A 19,756-nucleotide genomic window follows, 5' to 3' on the forward strand; every position below is an offset into this window, starting at 1 on the left:
TCACGAGCGGCTGGCAGATTCAGCGCGGTGCAGGTCCAGCAGGTACGGCTCCTTGGCGGGGGGCATCTGCAGGTAGAACCCCTGCTCTTCAATGGCCACCATGACATCGCGGGCGGACACGCGTGCCAATGACTTCTCCTCGGTCAAGATCATGGTCAGCACTGGGACGGGCTTGCCGAAAGTCGCCATCAAGGCCTCGGGCACGTCTACCATGCCCTTGCGCTTGTCCACGTAAAGGTACATCTCCTCTTTTCGTGAGCTTCTGAAAATTTCGCAAAGTAACTTCTCGCTCATTCCGACGCTTCCTCTAAGGCTCGTTGAAGGTCCTGACCCAGGCAAACTCCGCGCCAACCGTGCAGTTCATCGAGCGGCTCGCCGGCCATGGCCTGCATGACCAGCGCTTCGATATCACGACGACGAAGCAGCATTTCCGGCGCAATCCCCAAGGCCGCCGCTTTGTCCGCCACGACCTGTTTGATGGCCTTGAAGCGTCGTTTGAAGGGCGGCTGCATGGGGTCAGGCCAGCGGGCCGGCAGGGCGCTTTCAGCACAGTGTTGCGCCTGCTTCACCCACCCCAGCAAGGCATCGCCCTCTTTCTTGACCAGAGGTGGCTTGACGCCCTCTACCTCTGCCAGTTCATAGCGATTTGCAGGCATTTTTTCGGCCACGGCAAACAGCAGCTTGTCACTGACCAGCCAGTTGCGTGGCAGGTCACGCCGCCGGGTTTCACCTTCTCGCCAGATGGTCATCAGACGATAGGCTTCCAGCTGGCGTGGCGTCAGGCGCCACAGCTGACGCTGGCGGGTGTACCACTGGCCGTCGCTCTCTTCGTCACGACCCGCTTGTTCGATAAGTGATGCACACTCTTCCTCGACCCAGCCAAGCCGCCCTGACTCAGCCAACTGGATAGCCTGGCGCCTCCAGACCTGAAGCAGGTAGGTCACGTCCAGCGCCGCATACTCGCATTGAGAAGCGGTCAAAGGCCGCTCCAACCAGTTGGAGCGAGTCTCTTCCTTGGGCAGCGTGTCACCTATCCAGTGCTCCACCAGCTTCTGATACCCCATTCCCGGGTTCTCACCCAGAAACGCTTGCGCCACTTGGGTATCGATCAGCGGCGTCGGAAGCGTTCCTGCCCAGCGCTGAAATACCTCTAAGTCTTCACTGCAAGCATGCAGCAGCTTAGGCACCTGGCTTTGCAGAAGAGCCTTGAAAGCGGGCGTACAAGGGGTCACCAGCGGGTCCACCAGGTACGCTTTTTCCCCTGCGGCAAACTGGATCAGTGCAGGCACGGGAAAGAAGGTGTTTTCACGAAAAAACTCGGTATCCAGTGCAATGACCTCTGCACTGGCCACCTGTTGGCAGGCGGCATCCAACGCCTCGGCGCTGTCGATCCATTGATACAAGGAGGAGGTTGAAGAGGACAATTCGGTCTTCCAGGTTGTCACAACCGCCTTGGCGCTTGCGTTTTATCCGACTTAATCGCTAGCAAAAGGCTGACGACCGTTAAAGGCACGACTCAAGGTGCCACCATCCACATACTCGAGCTCCCCCCCCATCGGGACACCGTAGGCGAGGCGAGAAAACGCCACACCGTACTGAGCAAGCTGGGCTGCGATGTAATGCGCCGTCGCCTCGCCTTCTACCGTAGGGTTGGTGGCCAGCACGATCTCGCGAATGTGCCCTTCGGCCACTTGGCTTTCCAACAGCGCCAAGCCCAAGGCATCAGGGCCTACACCATCCAGCGGTGAAAGGTGACCATGCAGGACGAAGTAGCGACCCTGAAAACCGCCCGCCTCTTCGATGGCGAGCTGATCCGCTGGCGACTCGACCACGCACAGCAAGCTGTCGTCGCGGCGCGGGCTCTCGCACAAGGCGCATATGTCGGCCTCGGTCAGCGTGCGGCAGTGCTGGCAATAACCCACGTCTTCGATGGCACGCAAGATCACCTCGGCAAGCCGCTGCCCGCCGGGGCGCTCACGCTCCAGAAGGTGCATCGCCATGCGCTGGGCCGTCTTGGGCCCAACGCCGGGCAGCACACGAAACGCATCCATCAACTGCTCTACGAGGGGGGAAAAGCGCATGGATCAGAACGGCATCTTGAAGCCAGGCGGAAGGTTAAGGCCCGCCGTTGCCTCTTCCATTCTGGCTTTCGAGTTGGCTTCTACCTTGCGCACAGCGTCGTTGACGGCCGCGGCCAGCAGGTCTTCCAGCAACTCCTTGTCTTCCTCCATGACGCTTTGGTCGATGGCCACGCTGATCACATCGTGGCGGCCGTTCATGACGACCTTCACCATGCCAGCGCCAGCCTCACCATGCACTTCTGCCTTGGCGACCTCTTCCTGAGCGCGCTGCATTTTTTCCTGCATTTCCTGGGCTTGCTTCATGATGTTGCCCATTCCGCCTTTGAACATGCGGTGATCTCCTGAGTGATATGACTGAAGTGATAGGGTCAAGAGTGCGATGCGGGTTTTACCGTCGACTCAATCAGCGTAGCCCCAAAAGCGTGACGTAACTTCTCAATATTGGGGTCACGATAAAGTAGATCAACCGCTTCGGCATGTCGCTCCTGCTGGAGACGCTCTTCCTGCTGCCGCGGGGTCTCGATTCCCGTGTCCAGCGCCGCTACCTTGAAGTGCACTTTTCTGGGCAGCCCAATCCCGTTCAACGCGCGCTCGATGCGCTGGTTGTGCACCTCAGCCTGCATGGCCGACTGCGATGGATCCAGGCGCAGCACCAGCGTGGCGCCATCATCGCTTTCCACCTGGCAGTGTGCCGCGAGGTTGCGCGTCAGCCCCCCCAGGGCCAACGCATCAAAGCAGCCCAGCCACCCGGCCTGATCCAACGGGCCTTCCAACGAGGGCGAAGATGACGAGGAAACCATCGGCTCTTGGTGAACTGGCTCTGGCTCTGGCTCTGGCTCTGGCTCTGGCTCTGGCTCTGGCTCTGGCTCTGGCTCTGGCTCTGGCTCTGGCTCTGGCTCTGGCGAGAGCATGGCGGCCTGATTCACTTCGTCAAGCGACCAGGGGGGCGGCTCCTCTGCTGGCTGTGCCACAGCCACGTTACTTTCTGGTGGGTAGCTCTCTGGTGCGTTTTGGGGCGGCTCAGCAGATACCCGCGCAACAGGTGTTTGCGGCGGTGCAGCCTGCGCAGCGGGCGGCGCAGGCTCAGGCTTTTTTGGCTCGCTCTCAACGGCCGCAGCCTCGGCCGCGGGCTCAATGACCGGTTCACGACGCAGCGGCAGCGGCACCGTGGGTGGTTTTGGAACCCCCTGCGGGCGAAACGCCAGCATCCTCAACAGCGTCATTTCCAGCGCGCTGCGCAAGTCGGGCGCATGCACCATGTCGCCTCTTCCCTGGATACCGATCTGGTAGTAAAGCTGCAGATCTTCGGCGGTAAAGCGCCCGGCAAGCTGCTGAATCTGGGCGCGGTCACCGTGACTGTTATCCACCGCGTCAGGCACCATCTGGGCAACGGCCAGCCGGTGCAAAATGGCGGTCAGCTCATCCAGCACTGCGGCAAAGTCCGGCCCCTGCTCGGCGAGCTGAGCAACCTCCTGCAGCAGCTGTTGAACGTCCACGTTCGCCAGCGCTTCTACCAGCGCCAGTACGTGGCGATGATCCAGCGTACCCAGCATGGCCGCAACATCGCCATGGCGTACCGCCCCCTGACCAAAAGCAATGGCTTGATCGGTCAGGCTCATGGCATCACGCATCGAGCCCCCAGCGGCTTTGCCCAGCAGCCAAAGCGCACTCTCGTCGTATTCGACGCCTTCTTCACCCAGCACGAAGCTGAGGTGTTCGACTACCCTCTCAGGCGGCATGTGCTTCAGAGTGAACTGCAAGCACCGAGAGAGCACGGTGGCAGGCAATTTTTGCGGGTCAGTGGTCGCCAGCAGAAACTTGACGTGGGGCGGGGGTTCTTCCAGTGTCTTCAGCAGCGCATTGAAGCTGCTGGTCGACAACATGTGCACCTCGTCGATCAGGTACACCTTGTAACGTCCTTGGGTAGGCGCGTACTGAACGTTGTCCAGCAGCTCACGGGTATCTTCGACCTTGGTTCGCGACGCGGCATCGACTTCGATCAGGTCGACGAAGCGCCCCTGGTCAATCGCCTCACAGCTGGGGCACTGGCCACAAGGTGTCGACGTGACGCCCTCGTCACCACGGCCTTTGGCCGTGCAGTTGAGGCACTTTGCCAATATCCGTGCCAGGGTGGTCTTGCCGACGCCCCGCGTCCCCGTAAACAGGTAAGCGTGGTGCAAACGCCCCTGGTCAAGAGCATTGACCAGGGCGCGTTGGACATGGGCCTGCCCCACAAGCTCGTGAAATGTGCGTGGCCGCCACTTGCGGGCCAGAACTTGATAGCTCATGGAGCAAAACTTCCTTGGGCGCTGTTCTTGGGTTAGGCGTCAGTGCCGTTCTCAGCAGCGCCTGCACGCTGGGCAGCTTCTTTGATCAACTTCTCGAGATCGCCACTCTGGTGCATTTCCATCACGATATCGCATCCGCCGACCAGCTCGCCTTCTACCCACAGCTGCGGGAAGGTGGGCCAGTTGGCAATCTTGGGCAGTTCGGCGCGAATATCAGGGTTATCCAGCACGTTGACGAAAGCGAAACGCTCGCCGCAGCTCATCAGCGCCTGAACGGTCTGTGCAGAAAAGCCACACTGCGGCAGCTGAGGCGTGCCTTTCATGTAGATGAGAATCGGGTTTTCAGTGATTTGACGCTGGATATTGTCAGCCGTGGTGCTCATAGGATGCTCCTCGATAAAAGATGTGGTCTCTTCCAGTGTACGCAATTCGGCCACTGGCTTTAACCCTGCGACCGGGTAATCGTCAGTCTTGATCATGCACGTCAATACCTGAGCAAACGACTCGGTCATATTGCGTGGCGGATATTCTACGCATGCCGCTTGCGTTGCGCATCCCCTGCGGCCTCGCTAGGATGGTGTTTTTGCGCGGAGAGACGTCATCATGGCGACACGCCATTTCCTTACCCTGCTGGATTTGACCCCTGAAGAGCTGGACTATCTGATTCAGCGCGCCATCAAGATCAAGACGGACCTCAAGGCCAACGGACCGGTTTACACGCCGCTGCCCAACCGCACTCTGGCGATGATTTTCGAGAAGTCCTCCACGCGAACCCGTGTTTCCTTCGAGACCGGCATGGCCCAGTTTGGTGGCCACGCCCTGTTTTTGTCTCCGCGCGACACCCAACTGGGCCGCGGCGAGCCCATCGAAGACACCGCCCGCGTGCTGGCCGAAATGGTCGACGCGGTGATGATCCGCACTTTCTCCCATGCAGGGCTGGAAGCGTACGCCAGCGCCAGCAGCGTGCCCGTCATCAATGCGCTCAGCGACGACTACCACCCTTGCCAATTGCTGGCAGACGTCATGACCTGGACCGAGCTGCGCGGCAGCGTCAAGGGCAAGACCGCCGCATGGATCGGCGATGGCAACAACATGTGCCACTCGTGGATCAATGCTGCCCGCCAGTTCGGTTTCCACTTGAGAATTTGCTGCCCGGAAGGCTACGAGCCCCGCGACGACATCATGCAAGCCGCCGGCGACTGCATCACTCTGTTGCGCGACCCACAGCAAGCCGCTCAAGGCGCTGACCTGATCACTACCGACGTCTGGGCCTCCATGGGCCAGGAACAGGAACAGGCGAAGCGAGAGGCCGATTTTACGGGCTTCCAGGTAACGGAAGCGATGCTCGACAGCGCTAACGCGGACGTCCTGTTCTTGCACTGCCTGCCGGCACATCGCGGCGAAGAGATCAGCCAAACGCTGCTCGATGACCCGCGCTCGGTGGTCTGGCAAGAGGCAGGCAACCGCCTGCACGCACAAAAAGCCTTGATCGAGTTCCTGCTGCTGGGCAAGGTCGACGACTAGCCCACAGCGGCGCCCGCTCACCCATGAACGGGCGCCGATAGCAGCGCAGCAATAGAAGGAGTTCAAATGAGAGGCTACATGACAGTCAAGATGACAGGCAAAACAAAAAGCGCCGCGTAAGATACGCGGCGCTTCGAAATCTTGGTGGAGCCTAGCGGGATCGAACCGCTGACCTCAACACTGCCAGTGTTGCGCTCTCCCAGCTGAGCTAAGGCCCCACATGCTGCCATTGCGGCAGCGGTGCGAATATTACCCCATGGTTTGCGCGAGGTCAAGAGTTAAAGTGAACAAGCATTAACTAATTCTCCTTTGCCAAGAGCTATGGCACTCTATGGCCAAGAGCTATGGCACTCTATGTCAACGCAGCGTGCGTATCGCCCCAGTCCACGATGATTACCTGCAGGAGCCAGCCCCTTGATCAACGTTTTAATCGCCGATGATCACCACCTGGTAAGAACCAGCATCGCCCACCTCCTGAACGAAGAGAGCGATATCAAGATCGTAGGTGAAGTGGATGATGGTGAGAACGCAGTCACACAAAGCCGACAACTGAAGCCTGACATCGTATTGATGGACATTCGTATGCCAGGCATTGGCGGTCTGGAAGCGACCCGCCGTATCTACCGCACGCTTTCGGATGTCAAAGTCATCATCCTTACGGCACATCTGGAAGACAGCGTCTTGCGGCGCATGCTCGAAGCAGGGGCGTCAGGCTTTCTCAGCAAGGGTGCCGATGCAACGGAAATGACCGATGCCATTCGCCAGGTCTTTCACGGGCGCCGCTATGTCAGCCAGGAAATCGCCCAGCGGCTGGCACTCTCCCATTTCGACGATGAAGACAACCCTTTCAGCCACCTCTCGCATCGTGAATTGCAAATCGCCCTGATGATCGTCAATTGCCAGCGCGTACAGGATATTTCGGACCGATTGCACCTAAGTCCCAAAACCGTCAACACCTACCGCTACCGCTTATTCAACAAACTGCAAGTGGCCACCGACGTAGAGCTGACTCATCTTGCAATGCGCCATGGACTGGTCGAGGGCTTTGACGCCATCCTGGGATAGACCTACCATCACTGCTTCAGCCGACAAGAAGCGCCGTTGATACGCCATGCCCTTTGATGCCAAGCAGTTCCTCAGCTCCGTCAGCGCCTCTCCTGGCGTCTATAAAATGCTGGATGAGCATCAGAATGCGCTCTACGTCGGCAAGGCCAAGCGCCTAAAGCCGCGTCTGGCCAGCTACTTTCGCGGCCAGCTCAATGCCAAGACCCAGGCCATGGTCTCGCGCATTGCCGACATCCAGATCACGGTCACGCGCAGCGAGACCGAAGCGCTGCTGCTGGAACAGACCCTGATCAAGGAGCTACGTCCGCCCTACAACATTCTCCTGCGCGACGACAAATCCTACCCTTTCGTATTCGTGACCGACCGCCACCCCTACCCTGCCCTCGAGTACAAGCGAGCCCGACAGCGGCGCGGTGACGGCAAGTATCTTGGCCCCTACCCCAGCAGCGGCGCAGTCAGGGAAAGCCTGACCCTGATGCAGAAAATCTTTCGTATCCGCAACTGCGAGGATAGCGTCTTCGCCCATCGCTCTCGCCCGTGCCTGCAATACCAGATCGAGCGCTGCAGCGCCCCTTGCGTGGACTACATTTCACAGCCAGAGTACCAGCGGGATGTCGACCATGCCGTCATGTGCCTGGAAGGCAAGAGCGAACATGTGACACAACTGCTTACCGAAGAGATGGAGGCAGCGAGCCGGACGCTCAACTTTGAAGAAGCCGCCCGCCTGCGTGACCAGATCCAGCAGTTGCGCCAGATGCAGCAACGCCAGTTCGTCGACAACGAGAGCGGCGATGCGGATATTTTCGCGCTGGCTCAACGCCCTGGCGCGCTGGGCATCTCCATCCTCAGCGTACGCGATGGGCGCCTGCTGGGTGCACGACATCACATGCCCAAGAACGACCTGGATCTTTCCCCCGAGGCACTGCTGACCGAAGTGGTCAGCCAATACTATTTTGGTCAACCCCACAGCGTGCCCAGTGAAGTGATCACCAATCTCCCGCTTGAAGACGGCACACTGATTGCCGACGCGCTTGCCCAGCAGGCGGGCAAAAAAGTCCGCGTGACCCATCAGGTGCGCGGGCACCGCGCCCAGTGGCAGCATCTGGCCATGACCAATGCCGAACAGCAGCTCGCCTCGCAGCTGGCCAACACCACGCAGCTCACCGAACGCTTCACGTCACTGCAGCAAGCGCTGGGGCTACCCTCACTACCGGAGCGCCTGGAGTGCTTCGACATCAGCCACAGCCAGGGCGAGGCCACCGTGGCTTCCTGCGTGGTGTTCGACCACCAAGGGCCACGCAAGAGCGACTACCGCCACTTTCGCATCGAAGGCGTGGCCGCAGGCGACGACTACGCCGCCATGCAACAGGCACTCACGCGACGCCTCAAACGCGTCAAAAGTGGCGAAGCCATTGCGCCTGACGTGCTGATCGTGGATGGCGGCAAGGGCCAATTGAACATGGCACGGCAAGTGCTGACCGACCTGCAGGTGCCAGGCATCGTCCTGCTGGGCGTGGCCAAAGGCACTACCCGCAAGGCAGGGCTCGAAACCCTGTTTCTGGAAAGTAGCGACAACCCGCTGGTACTGGCACCAGCCTCTCCCGCCCTGCACCTCGTTCAGCATATTCGCGATGAATCGCACCGCTTCGCCATCGCGGGGCACCGAGCAGCACGCGACAAGGCGCGACGCACCTCTACCCTGCAGGACATTCCCGGCATCGGCCCCAAGCGGCGCCGCGAATTGCTCAAGTTTTTTGGCGGCCTACAGGGCGTGCAAAAGGCCAGCCGTGACGAACTCTCTCGGGTGCCGGGCATCAGCGCCGCCCTGGCGGAGACGATTTATGTCACTCTGAACGGATAAAGCGGTGGTTAACATGGATGCAATGCGCCAAGGGGGATAGAATGACCGGGCACATTACATTCCGACTTTCATGATTCTCCGGCAAGGATCGCGCCCTGCGATGAATATACCCAACATACTGACACTGGCACGAATCGCGTTCATCCCACTCCTGGTAGTGCTCTTTTACCTGCCCTTTGGCTGGAGCATGCCGATGGCGGCCGGGCTGTTTGCCCTGGCATCGGTGACGGACTGGCTGGACGGCTATCTTGCTCGCCGCTGGAACCAATCGACACCGTTTGGCGCATTTCTGGACCCGGTGGCCGACAAGCTGATGGTCGCAGTGGCACTGGCGCTGCTCATCGAGCGCTTCGACACGCTGGTATTGACGCTCCCCGCTCTGGTCATCATCGGTCGAGAAATCGTCATTTCCGCCCTTCGGGAGTGGATGGCCGAAATGGGCAAACGCGGCATGGTGGCCGTGTCGTGGATCGGCAAGCTCAAGACCACGCTGCAGATGGTCGCCATTCTCGTCTTGCTCGCCTTCCCGCCCGGACACGACGTTGCGCTGCTGGGCGTGGTCATACTGTATGCAGCAGCGACCCTGACCCTGTGGTCTATGATCCAGTACCTGCGCGCCGCCTGGCCGCATCTCAGTCGTTCGATGTAGGCAGGGTAAGCTCGCTTTTTTAAGCACTTAACGAATTGATTGATTGACAATCGCTGGGCGATGCGTATAATTCGCCCTCGAGTCAAGCGGGAATAGCTCAGTGGTAGAGCATCGCCTTGCCAAGGCGAGGGTCGGGAGTTCGAATCTCCTTTCCCGCTCCAATTTGGTTCAATCCAATGACTTGTCAGGCTGGATGGCAGAGTGGTTATGCAGCGGACTGCAACTCCGTGTACGCCGGTTCGATTCCGACTCCAGCCTCCATTTCCCAGTGTATCGATCTCTTCGACACACTGCCCGGATGGCGAAATTGGTAGACGCAAGAGACTTAAAATCTCTCGGAGGTAACTCCGTGCCGGTTCAAGTCCGGCTCCGGGCACCAATATGAAAGACGACGACGCTGCGAGATCATCTGATCGACGCGGCTTTTTTTGTGTCTGGCCACCGCCTACCATCTCTTCCTGTTGTCGATGCATCGCCCGACACCCTCAGTCGCGCTATGATGCCGAGCGAACGATGGCGACGCTAGCCACCCACTTGTACTTGTAAGTCATGGAGGAGCGGGCCCAATGAGCACGTCAACATCCGACATCGTCATTATTGGTGGGGGCGTCGCCGGCTTGACGCTGGCACTGGAAGTGGCCGATCAACGCTCGGTGCTGCTGGTGCGCCCTGCCCAGGACGACAAAGGGGCCAGCCGCTGGGCCCAGGGCGGGATTGCTGCCGTCCTGTCACCCGACGACCAGCTCGAAGACCATGTCCAGGACACGCTCATTGCCGGGGACGGCCTGTGCGATGAAGCGGCCGTACGCTTTACGGTCGACCACGGCCCCCAGGCCATTCAGTGGCTCATCGACAATGGCGTGCCGTTCACCCCAGACCCTGACCCCAGCGCCCGCTACCCCTTTCACCTCACCCGAGAGGGCGGCCATAACGCAAGACGCATCATCCATGCCGACGATGCCACAGGGCGCGCCGTGGTCGATACGCTGCTGGATAAAGTCGCTGCCCACCCCAACATCACCCAGCGCAGCGACCTGACCATTCTGCACCTGCTTCAGAACGCCTCTGGCCACTGCCTGGGCGCACTGGGCATCGACAGCGGCGGCAATCTTCACCACCTGCTGGCTACGCATACCGTACTGGCAACGGGCGGCGCCAGCGGCCTGTATCGCCATACGACGACCCCCGCCCCCAGCAGCGGAGAAGGCATGATGATGGCCGCCGAGCTGGGCGCCACCCTGTGCAATCTGGAGTTTCAGCAGTTTCACCCCACCTGCCTGTTCGACCCCAACGGCCCTGCGTTTCTGATCAGCGAAGCCGTGCGAGGAGAAGGTGGCCACCTGCTGAACGAGGCGGGAGAGCGCTTCATGCTGGCGCTGGATGCGCGTGCCGAACTGGCGCCCCGTGACATCGTGGCCCGCGCCATCGATGCCAACATTCAGCAAGGTACGCTGGGGCATGTCTGGCTCGACGTGCGCCACCTGGGCGACACCAACCTACGCCACCACTTCCCGACTATTCTGGCCCACTGCGCCTCACGGGGCATCGACATCACCCGGGAACCCATTCCCGTCGTACCCGCCGCCCACTACAGCTGCGGCGGCATTGCCACCAACAGCGCAGGCGCAACCGACGTGCCTAACCTTTACGCCATCGGCGAGACCGCCTATACCGGCTTGCATGGCGCCAATCGCATGGCCAGCAACTCCCTGCTGGAGTGCCTGGTCTACGCCCGCAGCTGCGCCCTGCATCTGCTCAGCCAGCCGCAGACGGCGCCTTGCCAACTCTCTGAAGCGCTGGCTGACAGGCCCTTTGATGCACACATCAAGGTGGACCGGAACGCCCTCGACGAGCTGCGCCACGCCATGCGCAGCGTGATGAGCCAGCATGTTTCCATCGTGCGCAGCGAGCAGGGCTTGAACAGCGCTTATGCGGCGCTGGAGAACATGGCGCAGAACCTGAAAGCGCTGGATCCTGAGCGGCAGCACCCCGACAGCCTTCAGCTTGGCCAGGCACTGGCCCTGGCACAGTTGACCACCCTGGCAGCCCTGCGACGCCATGAGTCACGCGGCCTGCATTACTCCACCGATTGGCCCTCGGCCCAGCCAGACAGCCAACCTTCCCGACTGACGCTGGACGACCTGCCCAACGCCAGGCGCTAACGACCGGGACGGTGCAGGCAGCGGCGCAGCTGGCGCTGCTCTGAGGCAGGCAGGCTGTCAGGCCATATCCAGATACGCTGGCTGCCGACACGCAGCCCCACCAACCAGGGCCCCAAATAGTCACAGCGCACAGGCTGCTCGGGGCCCAGTTCACCAGTAGGCAACAACCAGCTTGCCGCCCAGTGTTGCCCTGTATGCACGAGCTGCAATGTTCCTGCCGGCTGACGGCAGCGGCTGCCCCACCACACCGCCAACCCCACCACCAAGGCCACCCCGATCCAAGCAGCGCTGACGAGGAGCATCAGCAACGTCATGCAGCCCATCAACAATGCTGCATGAACGCCGCTGGCCACGTTAGAGCGTACGATAGGCAGCGTTATCGGTGGTTTCTGCATGCTCGACGATCATCTGGACCAATTGACGCAACTCCGGGTCTTCCGGCCACTCGCGGTGCATCAGCCAGACGAACAGATCCTGATCTTCCTCTTCGATCAACCTTTGATAGGTCAGTTGCTGCTCATGGCTGAGCGACTCGAAGCGTGCCTCCAGAAACGGAATCAACAGCAAGTCCAACTCCCACATGCCACGACGGGAGTGCCAATAGAGCCGCTTGCGCAGCACAGCTGCTGGGGATGTATCGTCGTTCAACGCCACTTCTCCACGTAAAGGGAATGAAAAGGCAGTATACCGGAGCGACAGGGTCGCGCCAGCGCCCGGCTTCGCCTATGCTGTTACTCAGCCTTGAGCTCACCAAGCTAGTACCTTGTTTTATCTGAATTGTTTTATGCCGTTTGGCGAAGTATGCTGATTTCGATGGTATCGAGGTCGCATGCGCAAGAACGGCCTTTAACGTTTGCAGGGAGCCAACCGATGACCAAGTCTGAACTAATCGAACAAATCGCGATGCGTCAACCGGAGCTATCCGCCAAGGAAGTCGAAACGGCAGTGCGTATCATCCTGGATGATATGACCGATGCCTTGTCCAGCGGCGGGCGAGTAGAAATACGGGGCTTTGGCAGCTTTTCACTTCACTACCGCGAGCCACGCACCGGCAGAAACCCCAAGACGGGCGACCCGGTGGAACTGGACGGCAAATATGTCCCCCACTTCAAGCCCGGCAAAGAGCTGCGGGAACAGGTAGACGCCAGTCGAGCGCTGGGCTATTGAGCCTGAGTAAACGCCCCCTTCGACGTTCTTCGGGATGACGTCACGCTTAGACTCAGACACAATAGCACTACCGCGAACGCCACTAACCAGGAAACACACATGCGTTGGATCAAAGGGCTGATTCTGGCCATCATTCTACTGATAGTGCTGCTGGTCGGCATTCTTTTTGCCGTCAACAACCAGCAGACCATTGCCTTGAACCTGATCTGGACAGAGCTGCCTGCCGTCTCGCTGTCGGTCTGGCTGCTGGCAACGCTGACGCTGGGCGTGGTGGTCGGCATGATCGCCATGCTGGGCGTGTACGTACGCCTGAGAGCCAAGCTGGTGCGCAGCGAACGCCACAACAAGCAACAGCGCAAGGAGCTCGACCGCCTCCGCACCCAGGAGTTCAAGGAACTGGCATAAATGCAAGATGCCGTGCTGCTGGGCGTGCTGCTGACCGCCATTGTGCTGGGCTTTGCGCTTGGGGTCAGACATGCGACCAGGCGCCAGCGGCAGGTCCCTTTGTCACGCCCACCCGATCTATCTCGAGAGTACTTCGTCGGGTTGAACTATCTGCTCAACGAGCAGCCCGACGAAGCCATCAACACCTTCATTCATGCCCTCGACATCAATAGCGAGACGGCAGAAACACATATTGCCCTGGGCAAGCTGTTTCGCGCTCGCGGTGAAGCCGACAAGGCCGTCAGTATTCATCAAAACCTGCTGGCCCGCCCCGCCCTGTCGGCAGAGACCAACGAACACGTTCAACTGGAGCTGGCGCGAGATTTCATCGCTCTGGGCGTGCATGATCGCGCCCAGCGGCTGCTGCGCAGCGTGCTCGAACACTCGAGCAGCGAGCCTATGTGCCTGGAAGCGCGCCGACTGCTGATCGACCTGCTGGAAAGAGAAAACGACTGGCATGAAGCGCTGGAGACCGCCCAGCCCCTGATGAAGCTGCAACCTGCCATGCGCCGACCCGCCGCCCACTGGCTGTGCGAACTGGCAGAACAGGAGATCGCCCAGGCAAGCCGCCCGCTGGCCCGCAAACATCTGAAAAAAGCGCTGCAGTTCGATGAGCGCTGCGTCAGAGCTACCCTGCTGTTGGCCGAACTCGATATGGAAAACGGCCATCATGACAAGGCCATCGAGCGGCTCGACCATATACTTCAACAGGATATCGCCCACGTCCCCACCATGCTGCCGGTCCTGCAACGGGCCTATACCCGCAACGATGACCTGGACGGCCTGGAAAACCACCTGTATCGGCTGCTGGGGCAAGCCCCCTACACCAGCGTCATGATTACCCTGGGGGCCCTGATCCACCAGCGAGAAGGAGTCGACAACGCCATCGAGCGGATCGGCACGTGGTTACGAGAAGCGCCGAGCCTGGGTGGCCTCGACTACCTGGTGGATCTTTATCTCGAAAGCGAGAAACTGTCAGGCAAAGCTTCTCCCGACACACGCTTGCTGCTGCTCAAGCACCACACTGACCAGCTGCTGTCCGACCGACATCGTCACCGCTGCCGCCGCTGCGGCTTCAACAGCGACAGCCTGAGCTGGCAGTGCCCCAGCTGCCGACGCTGGGGCACCATCAAGCCCGTCACGGGCGTTCAGGGCGAATAGCCACTCGCATCCAGCCTCAGACGCTCGCCAGCTCGCTTTCGATAGCGACCAATGCCGCCATCGGGTCTTCTGCCTGAGTGACCGGCCTGCCGATGACCAGATGAGTGCTACCGGCCTGCATGGCTTCTGCAGGTGTCATGATCCGCTGCTGGTCATTGGCTGCGGCGAAATGGGGACGAATTCCCGGCGTCACCTTGAGGAAGCCATCGCCATACCGAGCCTTCAGAGGTGCCGCCTCGTGGGCAGAACACACCACTCCCGCCAAACCACTGGCATGCGTCAACGCCGCGAGACGATCCACCTGGGCATCGATCCCGCCGCTCACGCCGGCGCTGGCCAAATCCTCTTCCTGCATGCTGGTCAACACGGTGACGGCTATCAAGTGCGTCTTCAAACGATGCTCCGCCAGCCGCTGGGCCGCGGCCTCCATCATCTTGCGCCCACCGGAGGCATGAACATTGACCATCCACACGCCCTGCTCTGCCGCCGCCTGCACCGCACTGGCGGTGGTGTTGGGAATGTCGTGAAACTTGAGGTCCAGGAATACCTCGAAGCCCCGACCATGCAATGCCTCCAGTACTGCTGGGCCGCTGCGCGTGAACAGCTCCTTGCCGACCTTCACACGGCAACGCGCCGGGTCGAGCTGGTCAGCCATGCACAGGGCCGCGTCAAGCGAAGGGTAATCAAGGGCAATGATGATAGGTGAGTCGGTGGACACGCGCTTACTCCGTGCTCGTTAGATCAACAATGGAAAGGTTCATGTCTGTCACGAACCCGTTCAATGGGCGACGGTCTGCCACCCTGCTAGTGTAACAGCCCTCGTCACGCGGCTGTGTAAGCGATTACCGACATCCCTCATGGCAAACGGATTACAAAAACTGTCGGCAATGGCTTACAGCGCGAGGCGCGCCAAAAGATTAAGTTGACTAAGGACGCAAGCAATTCGGTCATGCTGGCGATCAAGGAGGCTTGGCTCTTGGCGAGCCGAGCGACGAACCAACACCGATGAGGTACTTCACATGCAGAAAACGTTCAAGGGATTTGTAGCCGCACTCGTGATGTCACTGTGCCTGGGCTTGTCCAGCGCCGCGCTGGCCCAGGCAATCGCCCCCATCAATGTCAATAGTGCCGACGCCGAGCTGCTGGCGGAACTGCCGGGCATTGGCCCCAGCCGGGCGGCCGCCATCATCGAGGAGCGTGAAACCAACGGCGCTTTCGAGAGCGCTGACGACCTGACACGGGTCAGCGGCATTGGTCCGGCCACCGTTGACCGGATGCGCGACCAGGTCGTGGTAGAGGATTAATCACATCACACGCGACACCATGACCACCCCGCCCGTCACGGCAAGCCTTGCGCCTATACCGTGACGGGCACCACTCAGCAAGTGGACACCAGGGTGGGCAAAGCAGTGCCTGCCGTCGATTACAGCACATCACCCGGCACGCGCACTCGCCCTTCCATCAATACCCGAGCACTGCGGCTCATGACCGCCTGATCGATTTGCCAGCGTCCCTCCACCAGGCTGGCCTTGGCGCCTACCCTGAGCGTGCCGGAGGGGTGGCCAAAAGTGACCGACTCCCGTTCGCTGCCGCCTGCTGCCAGGTTCACCAGTGTCCCCTGAATGGCCGCTGCCGCGGCAATGGCCACGGCCGCAGTGCCCATCATGGCGTGATGCAACTTGCCCATGGAGAGCGCCCTGACCAACAGATCGATCGACTCGGCCTCGACCCGCTTCCCACTGGAAGACGTATAGCCAGCCGGTGGTGCCACGAACGCCACCTTGGGCGTGTGCTGACGGCTGGCGGCCTCGTCCACATGGGTAATCAACCCCATCTTGACGGCCCCATGGGCGCGTATTCTTTCGAACCTGGCCAGTGCATCCGGGTCGCCGTTGATCGCCTCTTGCAGCTCACAGCCGCTGTAGCCCAGGGCTTGCGCATCGATGAACACGGTAGGAATACCCGCATTGATCAGCGTCGCCTTGAGCACACCGATGCCGGGCACCTCCAGCTCATCCACCGGCTGCCCGGTGGGGAAGATCGCCCCCTCACCGTCGGCAGGATCCAGAAACGCCACCGGAATCTCGGCAGCAGGAAAGGTGACGCCATCCAGCTCGAAGTCTCCGGTTTCCTGAACGGCGCCGTGGCTGATCGGCACCTGAGAAACGATGGTTTTCTGTATGTTGACCTGCCAGATGCGCACTTCCACGACGCCGTTTTCAGGCACCCGCGCGGGGTCGACCAGCCCATTGGCCACGGCATAGGGGCCCACCGCCGCAGACAAGTTGCCGCAGTTGCCGCTCCAGTCCACGAAAGGCTTGTCGATGGACACCTGCCCAAACAGGTAATCCACATCATGCTCCGGGGAAGTACTTTTCGAGAGAATCACCGCCTTGCTGGTGCTGGACGTGGCACCGCCCATCCCATCGATCTGTTTTTCATAGGGGTCGGGGCTACCCATCACCCGCAACAGCAGCCTGTCTCGCGCCTCACCCGGCTGCTGCGCAGCGGGAGGCAGGTCACTGAGGGTGAAAAACACCCCTTTGCTGGTGCCACCTCGCATGTAGGTGGCGGGAATACTCATCTGCGCTGCGTGCGCCATGGTCACTCTCCTGACAACGGCCTGACACGCGTCAGGCCGTCGATGTTCACTCGTTGGGCTTTCCCTTCCGGTGCTACGCTGGGACAACGCGGCTAGACAGCGGCGCTGGATTCCAGAAAATCCTGCGCAAAGCGCTGCAGCACACCACCGGCGGAGTAGATGGTGACCTCCTCGGCGGTGTCCAGACGGCACACCACCGGCACACGCTCCACAGCTCCCTGCTGGCGATGGATCACCAGCGTCAGTTGGGCTCTGGGTGCAGGCGTTCCTTCCACGTCGTAGATTTCGGTGCCATCCAGCGCCAGCGTTTTCCGAGTCGTGCCCTCCTCGAATTGCAGCGGCATCACGCCCATACCCACCAGATTGGTGCGGTGGATACGTTCAAAGCCTTCTGCCACGATCGCTTCGACCCCGGCCAGAGCCACGCCCTTGGCCGCCCAGTCTCGAGACGACCCCTGGCCATAGTCGGCACCCGCGATGATGATCAGCGGCTGTTTGCGCGCCATATAGGTTTCGATGGCTTCCCACATGCGGGTCACGGTGCCTTCCGGCTCGATACGCGCCAGCGAGCCTTGCATGACCTTGCCCTGCTCGTCGTGCACCATCTCATTGAAGAGCTTGGGATTGGCCAGGGTGGCCCGCTGGGCGGTCAGGTGGTCTCCGCGGTGGGTGGCGTAGGAGTTGAAGTCCTCCTCCGGCAAACCCATGGCATGCAGATACTCGCCAGCGGCGCTGTCCATGAGAATGGCATTGGACGGCGACAGGTGGTCCGTGGTGATGTTGTCCGGCAGGATGGCCAGCGGGCGCATGCCTTTCAGCCCTCGCTCCCGGGCCATGTTGCCCTCCCAATAGGGAGGCCGCCGGATGTAGGTGCTCTGGGGCCGCCATTCGTAGAGCGGGCTTACCTGAGTACGCGCACTTTTATCCAGATCGAACATCGGGATATAGGTTTGGCGGAACTGCTCGGGCTTCACCGCCGACTTCACGATAGCATCGATTTCGCTATCGTCGGGCCAGATGTCCTTGAGGGTGACCGGATTACCCTTCGTGTCATACCCCAGCACGTCTTTTTCAATATCAAAGCGAATGGTGCCTGCGATGGCATACGCCACCACCAACGGCGGTGAGGCCAAAAACGCCTGCTTGGCGTAGGGGTGGATACGCCCGTCAAAGTTACGGTTACCGGAAAGCACCGCCGTGGCGTACAGGTCGCGGTCGATGATTTCCTGCTGGATGTGCGGCTCCAGCGCACCAGACATCCCGTTACAGGTGGTACAGGCGTAGGCCACCACACCAAAGCCGAGGTTCTCCAACTCATCCATCAAGTGCGCTTCTTCTAAGTACATCTTGACGGTTTTTGAGCCAGGGGCCAGCGACGACTTCACCCACGGTTTGCGGGTCAGCCCTAACCGGTTGGCGTTGCGAGCAATCAACCCAGCCGCCACCATATTGCGCGGGTTAGACGTGTTGGTGCAGCTGGTGATGGCGGCAATAATCACCGCACCGTCCGGCATTCTGCCTGCCTGCTCATCGGCCCGGGCTTTATCCAAGTCGATGGCGATACCCCGCTTTGCCAGCTCGGAAGTAGGCAGATGGGCATGGGGGTTAGAAGGGCCAGCCAACGTGCGCGCCACGCTTGAGAGATCAAACGTCAATACCCGTTCGTAATAGGCACTTTTGAGATCATCTGCCCATAGCCCAGTATGCTTGGCGTACGCTTCCACCAGCGCGACTTGCTCATCTTCACGCCCAGTGAGCTTGAGATACTCAATGGTTTGGTTATCGATGTAGAACATCGCCGCCGTAGCACCATACTCCGGCGTCATATTGGAAATCGTGGCGCGGTCGCCCACGGTCAGCGCATCAGCCCCTTCGCCGTAGAACTCTAAGTAAGCGCCCACTACCCGCTCTTTACGCAGAAACTCGGTAATCGCCAGCACCATATCCGTGCCGGTAATCCCCGGCTGCAGCTTGCCAGTGAGCTCGACCCCGACAATATCCGGCAGGCGCATCATCGAGGCGCGGCCCAGCATCACGCTCTCGGCTTCCAGCCCCCCGACCCCCACGGAAATCACGCCCAGCGCGTCCACCATGGGCGTGTGGCTGTCGGTGCCCACGCAGGTGTCCGGGTAGGCCACCTGCACGCCCTGCTCATCCGGGCGGCATTGCACCACCGGAGACATCTTTTCCAGGTTGATCTGGTGCATGATGCCGTTGCCGGGAGGAATCACGTCGACGTTCTCGAACGCCAGCTTGGTCCAGTTGATGAAGTGAAAGCGGTCGTCGTTACGCCGATCTTCCACCTGGCGATTCTTCTCGAAGGCGTCCTTCTCGAAACCGGCGTGCTCCACGGCCAGCGAGTGGTCGACGATCAGTTGCGTCGGTACCACCGGGTTCACCTTGGCAGGGTCACCGCCCTTCTCCGCGATGGCGTCGCGCAGCCCGGCCAGGTCGACCAGCGCGGTCTGGCCCAGGATATCGTGGCACACCACCCGGGCCGGGTACCAGGGAAAGTCCAGCTCCTGCTTGCGCTCGATCAGTTGCTTGAGGGCGTCGGTCAGCAGCGCCGGATCACAGCGCCGAACCAGTTGCTCGGCCAGCACCCGAGACGTATAGGGCAACTGGGCATAGGCACCGGGCTGGATCTCCTCGACGGCCTGGCGCGTATCGAAAAAGTCCACTGGTGCGCCCGCCACCGACACATTCGGCAGCGGTTTGCGATAATTCGTGTTCATGATGCCTCTCACTTGGT

20 protein-coding genes and 4 tRNA genes are annotated in these 19,756 nt (G+C 60.6%); 12 read left to right on the forward strand and 12 right to left on the reverse strand.

The window, feature by feature from the left end:
- From RVM26_RS08680 to grxD, 6 genes are read right to left on the reverse strand one after another with little or no spacing between them, the layout of a single operon-like run.
- Positions 1–294, reverse strand: coding sequence for a YcgL domain-containing protein (locus RVM26_RS08680; RefSeq protein WP_498941661.1), 294 nt, complete (start codon positions 292–294; stop codon positions 1–3).
- Positions 291–1,424: a ribonuclease D gene (gene rnd, locus RVM26_RS08685; RefSeq protein ID WP_287806736.1), complete on the reverse strand. Its 1,134-nt coding sequence runs from the start codon at positions 1,422–1,424 to the stop codon at positions 291–293. The genes RVM26_RS08680 and rnd overlap by 4 nt, the downstream gene beginning before the upstream one ends.
- Positions 1,425–1,475: 51 nt before the next feature.
- Complete coding sequence (gene recR, locus RVM26_RS08690) at positions 1,476–2,081, reverse strand: recombination mediator RecR (protein ID WP_227406690.1); 606 nt, start codon at positions 2,079–2,081, stop codon at positions 1,476–1,478.
- Positions 2,082–2,084: 3 nt separating this feature from the next.
- Positions 2,085–2,411 (reverse strand): YbaB/EbfC family nucleoid-associated protein, encoded by a 327-nt coding sequence (locus tag RVM26_RS08695; RefSeq protein WP_016914346.1) that lies wholly within the window; start codon positions 2,409–2,411, stop codon positions 2,085–2,087.
- A gap of 38 nt (positions 2,412–2,449) precedes the next feature.
- Positions 2,450–4,369 (reverse strand): DNA polymerase III subunit gamma/tau, encoded by a 1,920-nt coding sequence (gene dnaX / locus RVM26_RS08700; protein ID WP_287806739.1) that lies wholly within the window; start codon positions 4,367–4,369, stop codon positions 2,450–2,452.
- Positions 4,370–4,401: 32 nt separating this feature from the next.
- On the reverse strand, positions 4,402–4,752 hold the full coding sequence (grxD, locus tag RVM26_RS08705; RefSeq protein ID WP_039182647.1) for a Grx4 family monothiol glutaredoxin: 351 nt from the start codon (positions 4,750–4,752) through the stop codon (positions 4,402–4,404).
- A 220-nt stretch (positions 4,753–4,972) separates the two neighbouring features.
- Here grxD and argF point away from each other — a divergent pair, with 220 nt between their 5' ends.
- Positions 4,973–5,893 (forward strand): ornithine carbamoyltransferase, encoded by a 921-nt coding sequence (gene argF, locus RVM26_RS08710; RefSeq protein WP_227406692.1) that lies wholly within the window; start codon positions 4,973–4,975, stop codon positions 5,891–5,893.
- Positions 5,894–6,035: 142 nt separating this feature from the next.
- On the opposite strand, the gene RVM26_RS08715 is transcribed toward argF, so the two are convergent.
- A tRNA-Ala gene (locus tag RVM26_RS08715) sits at positions 6,036–6,111 on the reverse strand.
- A 196-nt stretch (positions 6,112–6,307) separates the two neighbouring features.
- Between RVM26_RS08715 and uvrY the strand changes: the two genes are divergently transcribed.
- From uvrY to nadB, 7 genes are all read left to right on the forward strand, one after another.
- On the forward strand, positions 6,308–6,958 hold the full coding sequence (gene uvrY / locus RVM26_RS08720; protein ID WP_287806743.1) for a UvrY/SirA/GacA family response regulator transcription factor: 651 nt from the start codon (positions 6,308–6,310) through the stop codon (positions 6,956–6,958).
- 46 nt (positions 6,959–7,004) lie between these two features.
- Positions 7,005–8,819 carry an excinuclease ABC subunit UvrC gene (gene uvrC, locus RVM26_RS08725; RefSeq protein WP_498941662.1) on the forward strand — a complete coding sequence of 605 codons (1,815 nt, stop codon included), beginning with the start codon at positions 7,005–7,007 and terminating at the stop codon, positions 8,817–8,819.
- Positions 8,820–8,919: 100 nt separating this feature from the next.
- Complete coding sequence (gene pgsA / locus RVM26_RS08730) at positions 8,920–9,468, forward strand: CDP-diacylglycerol--glycerol-3-phosphate 3-phosphatidyltransferase (protein ID WP_039182535.1); 549 nt, start codon at positions 8,920–8,922, stop codon at positions 9,466–9,468.
- Positions 9,469–9,554: 86 nt separating this feature from the next.
- A tRNA-Gly gene (locus RVM26_RS08735) sits at positions 9,555–9,629 on the forward strand.
- A 26-nt stretch (positions 9,630–9,655) separates the two neighbouring features.
- Positions 9,656–9,729: transfer RNA gene (locus RVM26_RS08740), tRNA-Cys, on the forward strand.
- 31 nt (positions 9,730–9,760) lie between these two features.
- Positions 9,761–9,847: transfer RNA gene (locus RVM26_RS08745), tRNA-Leu, on the forward strand.
- A gap of 187 nt (positions 9,848–10,034) precedes the next feature.
- Positions 10,035–11,630 carry an L-aspartate oxidase gene (gene nadB / locus RVM26_RS08750; protein ID WP_498941663.1) on the forward strand — a complete coding sequence of 532 codons (1,596 nt, stop codon included), beginning with the start codon at positions 10,035–10,037 and terminating at the stop codon, positions 11,628–11,630.
- Here nadB and RVM26_RS08755 read toward each other — a convergent pair.
- Both RVM26_RS08755 and RVM26_RS08760 read right to left on the reverse strand, forming a co-directional pair.
- Positions 11,627–12,025: a hypothetical protein gene (locus tag RVM26_RS08755; RefSeq protein WP_227406695.1), complete on the reverse strand. Its 399-nt coding sequence runs from the start codon at positions 12,023–12,025 to the stop codon at positions 11,627–11,629. The genes nadB and RVM26_RS08755 overlap by 4 nt on opposite strands.
- The gene (locus RVM26_RS08760) at positions 11,985–12,278 is read right to left on the reverse strand and encodes an FAD assembly factor SdhE (RefSeq protein WP_193462094.1); all 294 of its coding nucleotides are present in this window, start codon (positions 12,276–12,278) and stop codon (positions 11,985–11,987) included. The genes RVM26_RS08755 and RVM26_RS08760 overlap by 41 nt, the downstream gene beginning before the upstream one ends.
- Positions 12,279–12,500: 222 nt before the next feature.
- On the opposite strand from RVM26_RS08760, the gene RVM26_RS08765 reads away from it, so the two are divergent.
- From RVM26_RS08765 to lapB, 3 genes are all read left to right on the forward strand, one after another.
- On the forward strand, positions 12,501–12,797 hold the full coding sequence (locus RVM26_RS08765; protein WP_016914356.1) for an integration host factor subunit beta: 297 nt from the start codon (positions 12,501–12,503) through the stop codon (positions 12,795–12,797).
- A 99-nt stretch (positions 12,798–12,896) separates the two neighbouring features.
- Positions 12,897–13,202, forward strand: coding sequence for a lipopolysaccharide assembly protein LapA domain-containing protein (locus RVM26_RS08770; RefSeq protein ID WP_039182525.1), 306 nt, complete (start codon positions 12,897–12,899; stop codon positions 13,200–13,202).
- On the forward strand, positions 13,203–14,402 hold the full coding sequence (gene lapB / locus RVM26_RS08775; protein WP_498941664.1) for a lipopolysaccharide assembly protein LapB: 1,200 nt from the start codon (positions 13,203–13,205) through the stop codon (positions 14,400–14,402). It begins immediately after the preceding gene.
- A gap of 16 nt (positions 14,403–14,418) precedes the next feature.
- Here the strand turns inward: lapB and pyrF are convergent, their stop codons facing one another.
- Entirely contained in the window at positions 14,419–15,120 is a 702-nt protein-coding gene (gene pyrF, locus RVM26_RS08780; protein ID WP_193462096.1) for an orotidine-5'-phosphate decarboxylase, read from the reverse strand.
- Positions 15,121–15,421: 301 nt separating this feature from the next.
- On the opposite strand from pyrF, the gene RVM26_RS08785 reads away from it, so the two are divergent.
- Positions 15,422–15,706 carry a ComEA family DNA-binding protein gene (locus RVM26_RS08785; protein WP_016914360.1) on the forward strand — a complete coding sequence of 95 codons (285 nt, stop codon included), beginning with the start codon at positions 15,422–15,424 and terminating at the stop codon, positions 15,704–15,706.
- 119 nt (positions 15,707–15,825) lie between these two features.
- Here RVM26_RS08785 and prpF read toward each other — a convergent pair whose 3' ends face one another.
- Positions 15,826–17,004 (reverse strand): 2-methylaconitate cis-trans isomerase PrpF family protein, encoded by a 1,179-nt coding sequence (prpF, locus tag RVM26_RS08790; RefSeq protein ID WP_498941665.1) that lies wholly within the window; start codon positions 17,002–17,004, stop codon positions 15,826–15,828.
- 92 nt (positions 17,005–17,096) lie between these two features.
- Complete coding sequence (acnD, locus tag RVM26_RS08795) at positions 17,097–19,739, reverse strand: Fe/S-dependent 2-methylisocitrate dehydratase family protein (RefSeq protein ID WP_498941666.1); 2,643 nt, start codon at positions 19,737–19,739, stop codon at positions 17,097–17,099.
- Between the last annotated feature and the right edge of the window lie 17 nt (positions 19,740–19,756).

Source organism: Halomonas sp. KM072, from assembly GCF_050710315.1.
In the GTDB taxonomy this organism is placed as follows: Bacteria; Pseudomonadota; Gammaproteobacteria; order Pseudomonadales; family Halomonadaceae; genus Vreelandella; species Vreelandella hamiltonii.

Bases quoted from the DNA above. Each gene is read 5' to 3' on its own strand.
- RVM26_RS08680 (WP_498941661.1), bottom strand. From the start codon at position 294: ATGAGCGAGAAGTTACTTTGCGAAATTTTCAGAAGCTCACGAAAAGAG.
- recR (WP_227406690.1), bottom strand. From the start codon at position 2,081: ATGCGCTTTTCCCCCCTCGTAGAGCAGTTGATGGATGCGTTTCGTGTG.
- RVM26_RS08695 (WP_016914346.1), bottom strand. From the start codon at position 2,411: ATGTTCAAAGGCGGAATGGGCAACATCATGAAGCAAGCCCAGGAAATG.
- dnaX (WP_287806739.1), bottom strand. From the start codon at position 4,369: ATGAGCTATCAAGTTCTGGCCCGCAAGTGGCGGCCACGCACATTTCAC.
- grxD (WP_039182647.1), bottom strand. From the start codon at position 4,752: ATGAGCACCACGGCTGACAATATCCAGCGTCAAATCACTGAAAACCCG.
- argF (WP_227406692.1), top strand. From the start codon at position 4,973: ATGGCGACACGCCATTTCCTTACCCTGCTGGATTTGACCCCTGAAGAG.
- uvrC (WP_498941662.1), top strand. From the start codon at position 7,005: ATGCCCTTTGATGCCAAGCAGTTCCTCAGCTCCGTCAGCGCCTCTCCT.
- pgsA (WP_039182535.1), top strand. From the start codon at position 8,920: ATGAATATACCCAACATACTGACACTGGCACGAATCGCGTTCATCCCA.
- nadB (WP_498941663.1), top strand. From the start codon at position 10,035: ATGAGCACGTCAACATCCGACATCGTCATTATTGGTGGGGGCGTCGCC.
- RVM26_RS08755 (WP_227406695.1), bottom strand. From the start codon at position 12,025: ATGCAGAAACCACCGATAACGCTGCCTATCGTACGCTCTAACGTGGCC.
- RVM26_RS08765 (WP_016914356.1), top strand. From the start codon at position 12,501: ATGACCAAGTCTGAACTAATCGAACAAATCGCGATGCGTCAACCGGAG.
- RVM26_RS08770 (WP_039182525.1), top strand. From the start codon at position 12,897: ATGCGTTGGATCAAAGGGCTGATTCTGGCCATCATTCTACTGATAGTG.
- lapB (WP_498941664.1), top strand. From the start codon at position 13,203: ATGCAAGATGCCGTGCTGCTGGGCGTGCTGCTGACCGCCATTGTGCTG.
- RVM26_RS08785 (WP_016914360.1), top strand. From the start codon at position 15,422: ATGCAGAAAACGTTCAAGGGATTTGTAGCCGCACTCGTGATGTCACTG.
- prpF (WP_498941665.1), bottom strand. From the start codon at position 17,004: ATGGCGCACGCAGCGCAGATGAGTATTCCCGCCACCTACATGCGAGGT.
- acnD (WP_498941666.1), bottom strand. From the start codon at position 19,739: ATGAACACGAATTATCGCAAACCGCTGCCGAATGTGTCGGTGGCGGGC.